Source organism: Shewanella frigidimarina NCIMB 400, from assembly GCF_000014705.1.
GTDB classification, from domain to species: domain Bacteria; phylum Pseudomonadota; class Gammaproteobacteria; order Enterobacterales; family Shewanellaceae; genus Shewanella; species Shewanella frigidimarina.
Window position 1 is genome coordinate 4,702,202 of the sequence record NC_008345.1, and the last position, 13,018, is coordinate 4,715,219.

At 41.1% G+C, this 13,018-nt stretch carries 10 protein-coding genes; 6 read left to right on the forward strand and 4 right to left on the reverse strand.

The genetic code is table 11. The annotated features are described in order from the left end of the window. Positions 1 to 16 precede the first annotated feature (16 nt). On the reverse strand, positions 17 to 670 hold the full coding sequence (gene elbB / locus SFRI_RS20265; protein WP_011639351.1) for an isoprenoid biosynthesis glyoxalase ElbB: 654 nt from the start codon (positions 668 to 670) through the stop codon (positions 17 to 19). Between the two features lie 531 nt (positions 671 to 1,201). Here elbB and polA point away from each other — a divergent pair. Beyond that, entirely contained in the window at positions 1,202 to 3,958 is a 2,757-nt protein-coding gene (polA, locus tag SFRI_RS20270; protein ID WP_011639352.1) for a DNA polymerase I, read from the forward strand. 737 nt (positions 3,959 to 4,695) lie between these two features. Here the strand turns inward: polA and yihA are convergent. After that, complete coding sequence (yihA, locus tag SFRI_RS20275) at positions 4,696 to 5,370, reverse strand: ribosome biogenesis GTP-binding protein YihA/YsxC (protein WP_011639353.1); 675 nt, start codon at positions 5,368 to 5,370, stop codon at positions 4,696 to 4,698. A 263-nt stretch (positions 5,371 to 5,633) separates the two neighbouring features. Here yihA and SFRI_RS20280 point away from each other — a divergent pair, with 263 nt between their 5' ends. The 5 genes from SFRI_RS20280 (at position 5,634) to SFRI_RS20300 (ending at position 9,843) form a co-directional block, all read left to right on the forward strand. Next, positions 5,634 to 6,257 carry a c-type cytochrome gene (locus SFRI_RS20280; RefSeq protein ID WP_011639354.1) on the forward strand — a complete coding sequence of 208 codons (624 nt, stop codon included), beginning with the start codon at positions 5,634 to 5,636 and terminating at the stop codon, positions 6,255 to 6,257. An 840-nt stretch (positions 6,258 to 7,097) separates the two neighbouring features. Then, positions 7,098 to 7,760, forward strand: a complete 663-nt coding sequence (locus tag SFRI_RS20285; protein ID WP_011639355.1) for a methyltransferase domain-containing protein — start codon at positions 7,098 to 7,100, stop codon at positions 7,758 to 7,760. A 55-nt stretch (positions 7,761 to 7,815) separates the two neighbouring features. Continuing rightward, a complete protein-coding gene (yihI, locus tag SFRI_RS20290) occupies positions 7,816 to 8,364 on the forward strand; it encodes a Der GTPase-activating protein YihI (RefSeq protein WP_011639356.1) in 549 nt (182 codons plus the stop codon). Between the two features lie 95 nt (positions 8,365 to 8,459). Next, the gene (locus SFRI_RS20295) at positions 8,460 to 8,927 is read left to right on the forward strand and encodes a DUF2489 domain-containing protein (protein WP_011639357.1); all 468 of its coding nucleotides are present in this window, start codon (positions 8,460 to 8,462) and stop codon (positions 8,925 to 8,927) included. A gap of 361 nt (positions 8,928 to 9,288) precedes the next feature. Further along, positions 9,289 to 9,843 carry a lysophospholipid acyltransferase family protein gene (locus SFRI_RS20300; RefSeq protein ID WP_011639358.1) on the forward strand — a complete coding sequence of 185 codons (555 nt, stop codon included), beginning with the start codon at positions 9,289 to 9,291 and terminating at the stop codon, positions 9,841 to 9,843. Positions 9,844 to 9,941: 98 nt separating this feature from the next. On the opposite strand, the gene SFRI_RS20305 is transcribed toward SFRI_RS20300, so the two are convergent. Further along, complete coding sequence (locus tag SFRI_RS20305) at positions 9,942 to 11,414, reverse strand: alpha/beta fold hydrolase (RefSeq protein ID WP_041413256.1); 1,473 nt, start codon at positions 11,412 to 11,414, stop codon at positions 9,942 to 9,944. 27 nt (positions 11,415 to 11,441) lie between these two features. Continuing rightward, positions 11,442 to 12,710, reverse strand: coding sequence for a mechanosensitive ion channel family protein (locus SFRI_RS20310; RefSeq protein ID WP_011639360.1), 1,269 nt, complete (start codon positions 12,708 to 12,710; stop codon positions 11,442 to 11,444). Positions 12,711 to 13,018: the final 308 nt, after the last annotated feature.

Genomic DNA, 13,018 nt, shown 5'->3' on the forward strand with positions numbered 1-13,018 from the left:
AGCTCAGCACAAATCACTAAGCCATTTCGAGTACTTTATTAACCAGCTTCTCAATACCAATATGTGCCTCTAAAATCGACGTTGCTAGCATATACGCAGGTGTACTGACGATTTTATTGACCTCATCCACAACAATATCTTCAACTTGCACATTTTTATGCTTACCGCCCATTTCAGTAAATGCATGAGCCGTTTCAGAATCGGTTCCAATTGTACCTATAGCGCCTGCGCCGTAAATATTCGGGATCATCACCGGTGAAATACACACAAAGCCGACAGGTTTATGCGCTAAAGCAAACTCACGAATAAAGTTTTCTACAATTGGCTGAATATGGCAATTACTGCCTGTAGTTGCAAAATTAGATAAGTTTTTAGCCGCACCAAAACCGCCAGGGATCACCAAACCATCAAATTGACTTACCTCTAATGTACTTGCATTAAGTACTTCACCACGAGCGATCCGCGCAGACTCAACCAATACATTACGGGTTTCGTCGGTGTTGACCTCACCGGTTAAATGATTCACCACATGCATTTGAGTTATATCTGGAGCAAAACATTGATATTGCGCCCCCGCTCGCGTTATCGCCAGTAGGGTTAATACAGCCTCGTGAATTTCAGTTCCATCAAATACCCCACAGCCACTCAGTAAAACAGCAATCTTTTTCATGACATCTTCCTTCAACTTTTAATTGATAATGTAAAATTTACAACAAAAAACCAACAAAACGATTGATCTGATTAAAAATCGTGCTAACTTAGAACGTCGAATTTGCTAGATGCCTTTTTTTTAGTCATAAAACATCACTGAATTCGATTGTGACTTAACTGACATCAATAAAAAAGTCCACAAATTAGTAATATTTATTAGAAATAATATTTAGCTCACAAAAATAAAAAAAGAACATATAACTCAACTAGTTACTGATTTCGTTTCAAGCCGTAAGAAAATCTATCCAACAACGTTGATTAATTCACTCACAGACTTATCCACAGGCTGAGAGTCTTTTGGTGTGGCTGATTGTTGGCTTTTCTCTATAAAATTGCCCACAAAACCTCACTAGATGCACAACGAGTCAAACGTTACGGTTATTGATCACTATCTTGGGTAAATAACTGACAATCTCACAAGCATCTTGAGGTGCTGTGGGTATAATGTCATCCTATTAGTCTCGCAAAATACTGAACACGAATATTAATTATGCCAACGATTCCCAATAACCCGCTCATCTTAGTTGATGGTTCATCTTATCTTTATCGCGCTTATTATGCGCCGCCTCATTTAACCAATTCAAAAGGTGAAGCAACAGGCGCGGTTTACGGTGTTGTTAACATGCTTCGTAGTTTATTAAGCCGTTACAGCCCTAGCCATATCGCTGTTGTTTTTGATGCTAAAGGCAAAACTTTCCGCAACGATATGTACGGTGAATACAAAGCCCAGCGCCCACCTATGCCCGATGATCTGCGTAATCAAATAGAACCATTACACAGAATCATTCACGCAATGGGTTTACCTTTGATCAGTATTTCTGGTGTGGAAGCCGATGATGTGATCGGAACCATCGCTCTTCAAGCCAGTAAAGAAGGCCGGGCGACATTAATCAGTACCGGCGATAAAGACATGGCACAGCTAGTGAATGAGCATGTCACGTTAATCAATACCATGACAGATACCATTATGGGCCCTGAAGAGGTCAAAACGAAATATGGTGTCGGTCCCGATAGAATAATCGATTTCTTAGCTCTCATGGGCGACAAGTCAGATAACATTCCAGGTTTACCTGGGGTTGGTGAGAAAACCGCGCTGGCGATGTTGCTTGGCATGGGAAGTGTAGAAAATATTTTAGCTGACCCACAAAGCGTCGTTGAAGTTGGCTTTAGAGGCTCAAAAACCATGCCGGCTAAAATCATCGAAAACGCCGACATGTTAAAGCTGTCATATGAACTGGCGACCATTAAAACCGATGTCGAGTTAGCACAAGACTGGCATCAAATGACAGTCAAGCCTCAAGACCGTGATGAACTCATTAAATCCTTCGGTGAAATGGAATTCAAACGTTGGTTAGCAGAAGTACTCGATAATAAACAACCCCGCGGTACCATCAGCCAAGATAGCGAAGAAGAGGTCATCGTATCGCCAACCATTGAAGCTGAGTATGAAACGATTCTGACCATGGAAGCGCTTGATAAATGGATTGAAAAGCTTAACAGCGCCGAACTGATAGCGATTGATACCGAAACCACCAGTCTCAACTACATGGAAGCGGAACTTGTTGGTTTATCATTTGCTACCGAAGCAGGCAAAGCAGCCTATTTACCTTTAGCGCATGATTACCTTGATGCGCCGCTGCAAATTGATAAAGCCAGCGCGCTTGAAAAACTACGTCCGATCCTTGAAGGCGATACACCGCAAAAAGTAGGTCAAAACCTCAAGTATGATATGAGTATTTTAGCCAACGCAGGTATTAGCCTCAAAGGTATACGCTTTGACACTATGCTCGAATCCTATGTGTTTAATTCAATCGCATCGCGTCACGACATGGACGGTTTAGCGTTAAAATACCTTGGCCATAAAAATATTAGTTTTGAAGAAGTCGCTGGCAAAGGCGCAAAGCAACTGACTTTTAATCAAGTTCATTTGGATATTGCTGGGCCATACGCCGCTGAAGATGCCGATATCACCCTGCGTTTACATCAACATCTATGGCCAAGGCTTGAAAAAGAACCAGAACTGGCCAGTGTATTTAATGAGCTAGAATTACCGTTAATTAAAGTATTGTCTGATGTAGAACGTCAAGGCGTATTGATTGATTCAATGCTACTTAGCCAGCAAAGTGGTGAGTTAGCCAAAAAGCTTGATGACCTAGAAAATAAAGCCTACGAAATTGCCGAGGAAAAATTTAACCTAGCTTCACCAAAGCAACTACAAACACTATTTTTTGAAAAACTAGGTTATCCAATAAAGAAGAAAACCCCTAAAGGTGCACCATCAACAGCAGAAGATGTGTTAATCGAACTAGCTCTTGATTACCCTTTACCTAAAGTTATTCTTGAACATCGTAGCCTAGCCAAATTAAAGAGCACTTATACTGACAAACTGCCACTTATGGTTAATGCCACAACTGGCAGAGTGCATACCAGTTATCACCAAGCAAATGCTGCAACGGGTCGTTTGTCATCAAGTGAGCCAAACTTACAGAATATTCCGATCCGTACTGAAGAAGGTCGTCGTATTCGCCAAGCTTTTATTGCCCCTGCAGGTCGTAAAATTTTAGCTGCCGATTACTCGCAAATAGAACTGCGGATCATGGCTCATTTGTCTCAAGATGCAGGCTTGCTAACCGCATTCGCAGAAGGCAAAGATATTCATAAAGCTACCGCAGCAGAAGTATTTGGGGTGCACTTTGAAGAAGTCACCACCGAGCAACGTCGCCGCGCTAAAGCGGTTAACTTTGGCTTAATTTATGGAATGTCTGCGTTTGGTTTAGCCAAACAGCTAGATATTCCGCGCAATGAAGCACAAAAGTATATCGACACGTATTTTGCTCGCTATCCAGGTGTACTCAAATACATGGAAGAAACCCGAGCCATCGCAGCTGAATTAGGTTATGTATCGACATTATTCGGACGTCGTTTATACTTGCCTGAAATCAACGACCGTAATGCAATGCGTCGTCAGGCAGCTGAACGTGCAGCGATTAACGCTCCGATGCAAGGAACAGCAGCAGACATCATCAAAAAAGCCATGATAGCCATTCACCAGTGGATTAACCAAGACACTCAAGGTGAAATTACCCTGATTATGCAAGTACACGATGAATTAGTGTTTGAAGTCGATGAGGCCCAGGCTGAAACCCTCAAAACAAAAGTGTGTGACTTAATGGCACAAGCAGCATCATTAGATGTGACCTTATTAGCAGAGGCTGGCATTGGCGACAATTGGGATGAAGCCCACTAGTCATTGACTTAGGTTATGTTGGTAAAATAAACGTCAGTAGTTAAAAACATAAATACCGTATTCATTAGAATGCGGTATTTTTATTTGGACATTGTAACTATGGCTAAACTGAACAAAAATGGACTGAAATGAACGTTTAGCGCAATAAACCCCCTATCCTCTAAGCCTCCAACTATGACTCAACCGATGTCTCAATGACTAATTTAACGATAAATAATGACGCAGTTTCATCGTTCTAAGCGGCAAATAAAGACTATTTTGGGTTTGCAGTCACAGTTATTGTATCTTTTTATGAAAAACAGTTTTTCATTTTAAGGCGAATAAGCTATTATATTCGTCGTAGGGTACAGAGGTTAAGATGTTCAATCTTTCAAACCTTTATTTCACTAGCGATAGTGACTAGCCAAATTCGGCGCCCCAGCAACTTAGGTTGCTGGGGCTTTTTTTTGATTTTTTTTTCATCATTAAAAATATTTAGAGTAAATACTTTAATATTGATTAAAAAACAGTTATTATGTCGTCATTGAGCGTCATCAAATTGAGTTGATGGCACTTGAGTCTTGTTGAATTTAGCTTCTCCCCAAAAGAGCTAATTTATTTGTACCGATGGCCGTTTGGTTATCGGTTTTTTTTTGCTTAAAAATCATCATTGTTACAATATAGAAAACACAGACGCAAAAAAGCCGACATCGCTGCCGGCTCTTGGTTTTGCTAATCTATATCATACTACTCGACTACTATTCTGGTGCTAACTCCGACGCTGACGCTTGCTCAGCCTTCTGCTCAGCTAACCATTCAGGATGACACCAATCGTTTAAGATGCTCAGCACTTTGGGTTTACCGGTGCCTTTTAGCGATGACAACGTCTCAACTTGCACCTTATCACCAAACTCTTTTAAGGCTGCACGCACATCATTAACAGTTTTCATTTTGACGCTTTGAGTCAATTTATCCGATTTGGTTAATAATGCTAATACTGGAATGTTACTTAATACTGCCCATTCAATCATTTGCATATCGAGATCTTTCAATGGATGACGGATATCCATCAATACCACCACGCCACTTAAACAAGCGCGCTTTTGTAGGTACTCGCCAAGCGCCTCTTGCCACTTATGTTTTAATGCTAAAGGAACTTGCGCAAAACCATAGCCAGGTAAATCGACTAAACGGCGATCATCATCTAGCTGAAACACGTTGATCAATTGGGTTCGACCCGGTGTTTTACTGGTTCGAGCTAAACTTTTTTGTTCAGTAAGCGCATTTAACGCGCTGGACTTACCGGCATTAGAGCGCCCAGCGAATGCAATCTCCACCCCGATATCCCCAGGAAGATACTGATCTAAATGCGCAATATCTGGCGCACTGATTAAAAACTTAGCCCTACGGAAATCGATACGAGAATCTGTCACTCTTAACTCCAATTAAATTACTTCTAGTAAACGCATTACCATAAATTTTTAACAATTGCTTACTTTTGCACGTTTTCGTGTAAAATATTAGCCTGATCACATTATATACCCAAGCAACGCTAATATGTGTGATGTAGTCATAAATGATCTAGCTCTTCACTAGCATCGTAAACTACATCAAAGCGCTTGGAAAAACATTTTACCACGCTTGCGGGTCTTCCTAGTAAGCTCAGGACAATAAATTAACTAGAAGTTGGAACGCCATGAAAAAGTTAGCTCTTGCGCTGTCTGTAGTCGCCGCTATGTCATCACCAGTTATGGCTGAAGGTAATGCTGAAGTAGGCAAAACTAAAGCAATCGTATGTTCTGCCTGTCACGGTGTTGACGGCAATAGCATGATTGATATGTATCCTAAATTAGCAGGCCAACACCCTGCATATCTTGAAAAACAATTAACAGAATTCCGATTAGCGGCTAAAACCGGTGGTGCTGAAGGTCGTATGGACCCAATCATGATCGGTATGTCAATGGGTCTAAGCGATGAAGACATTGCTGACATTTCAGCATTCTTCGCTAGCCAAGTAAAAGTTGTCGCCGACGTTGCCGATGTACCTGCCGCAGGTGAAAAACTGTACAAAGGCGGTGATGCCGCTCGTGGTATTACGGCATGTGTTGCATGTCATGGACCTGAAGGTGAGGGCGCAGAAGCTGCTGGTTTCCCTGCTGTTGGTGGTCAACATGCTAACTACATCAAAATTCAGCTAACAAAATTCCGTGATGCTAGTCGTCACAATGATTTAAACGGCATGATGCAAGATGTAGCTAAAAAGTTATCTGATGCCGATATCGATGCATTATCTAAATATATTTCAAGCATTAAGAACTAATACTACGAAATATTAGACAATAAAAAATGGGCTTTCGAGCCCATTTTTTACACTTCAAAGTTTACGTTGACGTCAACTTCATCGATTATTACTTGACAGCGTTCACACTTTTAGCGTTAAATACACCCCGTACCGAGGTAAACCCAGCTGTTTGTAATATAAATCTAATAACATCAAGCAGGTTTCGGACAGATACATTTAAGATATAAGAATAAAGATAATTCATAATAATAATAATTTAAGACCACTCACTAATAATAACAATATGAGTCGAGATTTCATTTTGAAATACAGGTCGTAAAATTTGTAAGGAATAGACCGATTGGTCGACATGCTATTTAGCACTGCCTTACACAACAGAGTGACTGATAGCCCAGAGTATTATTTGAAGGATTCAAATAATAGCAAACAAAGCTTATTGCTGAGGATGCACCCGCTGGAAGCTTTATCGCTCGAAGGTATAAAGTAACAAGGATGGTTAACTAATGTCATTGAAGACAATTAGGATAATGATGCGTCATTGAAGACCATCTACGGAAGCTGTAGTCAGGACGGCAACAGAATATAAAAAAGCGTCATTGATGACCAATAACAATTAAAAACGGCATGGAAAGCAAAATAAATAAAGATCTGACCGGGATAGTCACATAGCAAGTACGGATACTTGGAATCAGAATAAAGTGCGTTAAGCACTATTTTACGAGGCGGCAGTTTATACTGTCGCCTTTTTTTATGCTTAAATGGCCTCAATATCAACTTCATTTCAAATACTTACTTTAAATTAACCGTATACGCTATATAATCGTTTATTAAGTCAATACCTAGGTACTGCTGTATTTGATGAATGTATGCCCGCTCTGTAATCATTGTGCTCAATTTTTTGTTCAAGACAAAAAAAGAGCTTTCTACATCTGCGAACGCTGTGGCTTAGTCTTTGCTAACCCAAAATCACATCTTATGCCCGATATTGAGCGTCAGCGTTACGGTCGAGCACAAAAGTCGTCGAATCAAAAACCATTATCGCAATTTATACTGCCACTATTAGGCCAAATATCTCAGCAACAGAGCGGCGCGTTAACTGGCCTTAATTTTGGCCGCTTACTTGACGAACAGAGCAGGCAATCCATTGTTGATGCTGGTCATCTTGTTAATCAGTACGACCCATTCTTTGCTGCAGATCAGTCGGTACTGAAACATAGCTATGATTTTGTATGTTGTTACCGGGTATTCGAACACTTTCGTCATCCACACCGTGAATGGAAGTTACTCAATCAGCTGGTTAAGCCCAATGGCTGGTTAGCAATAAGTACACCTTTATTGACCGATCAAGACCATTTTGCTAAATGGCATTACAAAAACAATCCAACTCATGTAAGCTTTTATCAGCAACAGACATTCGAATATTTAGCATTAAATAGTGATTTTGAGCTATTATTTGCATCGAAAGATCTGGTTTTGATGCAAAAATCATCAAAATCTGATATAAAGCGCATCCTTATTTAGTGCCTTGTAGAAATTGCTCTGCAAGGACGTGTTTAGAAAACCTAACGAGAACATCATGGCTCGCAGTAAAAAAACTCGCAAAGGCGGCGAAAACGGCGCTAAGTTTGCACCTAGAGTAAAAAAAGTTGATCGCAACGCGGTCGATGGTAAAAAATCTGAAACCGGCCGTAAATCAGGCAGCCGTCACAATGAAACGTTGCTTAAACAAGCATCTGGTAACACTTCGGTTAAGAGTAAAGATGTACGTCATGGCAGCAAAAAGCCGGTGGCACTCACTTTACCAACAACGGTTACTGCGCCATTAGTAGTTAAGCCTAAGCAGCCTAAACTGACTGACGAACAGAAGTTATTGAAACTTGAAGACGATCCAAGACTAAATCAGTTACTTGACCAACTTGAAGAAGGTCGTGATTTATCTGACACTGATCAAAAGTGGTTGAATGTTCAGTTAGACAAAATTGAGCAACTGATGTTGAGCTTAGGCCTTACTGAAGGTGATGATACACCAACACAAAGCCCTAAAAAGCAACTGAGCGATGATGAACTATTAAATCGTTTTGAATCAGGTGCCGATCTGCTTAAAGATTATCAGCAGAAAGATTAATCTGCTCGATGAAAGTAATACCAAGCTATTTCTTGGTTTGATATCAGAAAACTGGCGCATATCGCGCCAGTTTTGTATTCAAAAAAGGATAAATTGTGTCTACAACCGCCATCGTTATTGCTTTACTCATTATTGTTGCCCTTGCTACCTACGCAGCACACTTACTGTTAACGCTTAAACGTAAAACACAAGCTAACCAACAAGCACTTTCTGAACGTAAGGCTAAAGCCGACGAGCGTAGACAGCAAATACTGACTGATATCCGTTACATTGCAGCAGCAATGCTAGAAGACCGTTGTGAACTGTCTGAAGGCGTTATGCGCATAGGTAAACTATTTGATGCATTATCCTTATCAGAACAAGTTATGGCAGACTTCCCTAACCTGTTTACCCATTATGAGCTAATTAGAAACCATCCCATCATGGAAGCACGTAAAGAGTTACCAAAACAACAACGGATGAAGTTTGATTTTGAGCGGATGAAATCAGAAGCAGAGTTAGAACGGGTTATTCTAGACGAAGCAAAACACATAGCCGAGTTTGATAAGCCAACCACTCATTAGCGCAACATATTAGTTAACCTGAACTCGAGATAAGAGTTCAGGAGGTCATAATAAAAAACACAATCTTAGTCACTATCGCTATCAAACTTGTTATTTATTCTGCTAACAAGATGAAATAACGCGTCAATAGCTAGCCAATGACAAGTTTGCAGCAACATAACTAATCACATTTATCTCATGCCTTAGCTCAATTGAGGTTAAGCATGAAATTAGTACGATTGCAGGCTATGCTGATAACACATCAGCTAAAATACGCATCAGCAGATGCCAGCAACAAATTAACGTCAATTAACCACACCAGTTTGGCTGACAAATTGAAATAACAAGAAGCTTTATAAAGCTCAATGATTGGGATCACACTATGTTCAGTTCACTTTGCTTAGGATTACTCAAAATACTGGGTTGGAAATTTGACGGCCAACTCGATAAAACTAAGCCATGCGTCATTATTGTTGGCCCACATACCAGTAACTGGGATTTCATCATTGGTATTATCGCCCGCAGTGCCTTAGGCACCAAAATCCACTTTTTAGGTAAGCATCAGCTGTTTATTCCGCCTTGGGGATGGCTTTTTCGCGCCATGGGCGGCAGCCCTGTCGATAGACGTAAATACAATAACTTAGTTGATGGTGTGGTGCTGTTATTCCAACAAGATCCACGGTATAAACTGGCCTTAGCTCCTGAAGGGACACGTAGCCCAGTAACCCGCTGGAAAAGTGGTTTTTATCATATTGCAGCCAAAGCGGATGTTGATATAGTGCCAATCGGATTAGATTTTGGCCGCAAAGCGGTTGTGATTGCCAAACCGTTAAGACCGACGGGAGATATTGAACGCGAAATAAATCAGTTAATGGATTTTTACCGTTCAATCAAAGGTTATCATCCAAAAATGGTTCCTGATTATCAGCAGAAATAGCACTGAAATAAATAACGCTCAATTAGCTTATATTGATTAATCAGAAGTGCGACAGTGTTGGATATACAAGAAGTGTCTTACACAGTATTCAGCGTTTTTTATAACACGTTTTCTAAACTCTCAGCGGCTAACACGTAGCTGCCGCCTAAACGTATAACATGCGTTGGCGTATGGATCCGCACTAAAGATAGCACTAGCCGAGTCGACTCTTGCGAGATGAACACCGGAGACTCACCCCAAAAGGTTACCCCAGCTAAATCAAACCTACTGCGAGTACTGTTAATCTCACCCAAAAAGTCAGTGTCTGTGGCGCTAATAGTACTGCGGGTGATCTTCATCTTTTTCTGCTGCACGCCTATGTGGCTAGACTTGATTGTTACAATCGAATCACTCATCGTGAGTTGGTTGACATCAACATTGTCAATGAACACCAATTTACAGTCTTCAATAAAGAGCTGATCATAATGCCCAGAAAAATATTGTTGGCTATCTTGATAGCATTTGCCAATACGCTGACTGCTATTTTCTGAATGTTGATCACGAGCCAAAGCTTTAGCATTAGAAGGAGAAGTCGATGCTAGACCCGTTAATAACATTTGATTAAAGATGTGTTGGTGAGACTTCATCGGTACATGCCCTGCACCAGCAATAACCTTTAGCTGTGCAGTAGGTAATACATGCAGCAGTGCTTCAGCGGTACGCAGTGGCGCAACTTGATCATCGGCGCCCCAAATTAACTGCGTCGTGGGCATCTGTTGGTAATTAAGCACTGAGAAGTTTTGTTCCATTAATGCTAATGCCGCATTAGTGTTGGTTTGTTCGCCAATGGTAATATTACGAATAGACTCATTACGACTTAACCATTTCGTTGGATCTAACCCCGTTCCGGTTTTCTCAAGTATCTTATCTGCAAAATTATCAACCCGCGCTAACACTCGGCGTAAGCCTTGTGGTAATTCGCTATTAGCTATATCTCGCTTCGAAATCTGTTTTAAGTAGGCAGTCCGGTCCAAAATACCAGCAGCATCTACCAGCACAAGTTGTTCAATTTTGCCGGGGTACTGGCTAGCATAGTATAAGCTAATCGCCGCCCCCATCGAATGTCCCACAAGATGTACCTGAGCATTGGGATGGCGATAATGGCTAATAACCCAATCGATCACCTTGGCATATTCTTTAGGTGAATAGGTAAATACAGCACCTTGCGATAGACCAAAACCAGGTAAATCGATAGCAACTACATGATACTGCTTTGCTAACGCAGGAATCACCGTTAACCAGTCTTTAGAAGCCAACTCCCCTAAGCCGTGAATAAGAACAACGGTGTCACGGTGCTCAAGCCCTGCTTGTAGCACAAACAGCGGGGTTTGATGGCTCGGTACTATTACACGTTCAAAGTGGTAGCTTGTTGGGTAATCAGCTAACTCTGCGGCGGTTAACGGTTCGGCTGTCACTGGTTTTGCAGCGCCTATTGAGCGAACTTGCCTATTGATGTCATTAAACCAATTAGCTTGCACGGGCATCGCCGACCACAGCAACAGCAATGATACTAATACCAATAATTTAACCACTGCAGATATCGCCTATCAGACAGCTTATCAATGCTGTTCGGTCCATTGCTTTATACTGCGAAGGTCTGTACCTGTCGGGTTTTGGAATGCACGCAAACCAAACTCAGGTAGCACGGCAAAAATGTGGTCAAAAATGTCTGCCTGAATTGCTTCATAGTAGGTCCAGCGAATGTCATTGGTAAAAATATACAGCTCTATCGGCAAACCTTCAGTGGTTGGTGCTAGCTGCCTTACCATTAAGGTCATGTCTTTATGTACTTTGTCATGACGACGTAAATACTCTTGTAAGTATGCTCTGAATGTTCCGATATTAGTTAAGCGGCGGCCATTCACCTTCATATCAATATCGCTCACGTTGGCATTGGCAACACTGATTTCACTGAACACTTGTGGTAAATACTCTTTCAAATAATTGACTTTGCCTAAGCGGATACGTTCGTCATCGGTCAAAAACTGAATGCTATTTACGTCGATATTGATTGATCGCTTAATCCGTCGACCACCCGACTCGGACATGCCGCGCCAGTTCTTAAATGCATCTGACACCAATGCATAAGCTGGGATCATGGTGATGGTATTGTCCCAGTTTCGTACTTTAACTGTGGTCAACGTTACATCTTCAACTGCGCCATCTGCAGCGTATTTATCCATTTGGATCCAATCGCCTTTACTCACCATGCGGTTAGCAGCAAGCTGAATCCCAGCAACGAAGCCCAAAATGGTGTCTCGAAACACCAACATGACCAAACCGGTAGCAACACCTAAACCACTAAAGAAATAAATAGGCGACTGGTCGGCTAGAATGGCAAAAACAACAATTAACCCAATAAAAAATAGGAATAACTTAGTCAACTGAACAAAACTTTTTACCGGTAAACGGCGATTAACATGATTAATATCAGCAATTTCATCAATCGCATTTAACCCGCTATACACAGCTCGAATAATAAAAAACACTAACAACGCGCTAAGGAAACGATCAATAAAAGCGCTGATCAACTCATGCTCGGTGAGCACAATAGGGATCAATAAATCGAGGATTAAAATGGGGATCAAAATAGCGAGACGTTCAAACACATTAAAGCGCATGAAAATATCGTCCCAAGTGACCGAAGACCGGCGGATCACTGCATTCACACCGTGAACTACAAATCGATGGGTAATGTAATAACTTAAACCTGCCACAATCACACAAGCCAAAATTAATATCGATGTCGCGACACCATCCGATGGTTGGCTATTAATACCCAAACGGGTTAACCAAGCCGCAATTTCAATCCGCACTTCTGTATTCACAAACAAATCCTTAGCTACGTTTGCCCTTTACTCAATCAAAAGACGTAAATTAAACCGCATAAATGCAAGCAAACATTCACAGGCTTATCAGTGTGCTCATTATGCATGGTGTTGATGTATAACGTTACCGAAACATCGACTCTATCGGTCAAGATGATAAATTTAATGCAAGTTACTATTTTCATGATTATGTTAACAGTTGCAATGAATGTGAGTATACCCAAACAAGATTAAACAAAAATTAGCTTTGATGCGATGGCAATAAAAGACAATAAAAAAGGACCTTGCGGTCCTTTGTCAAATTACTC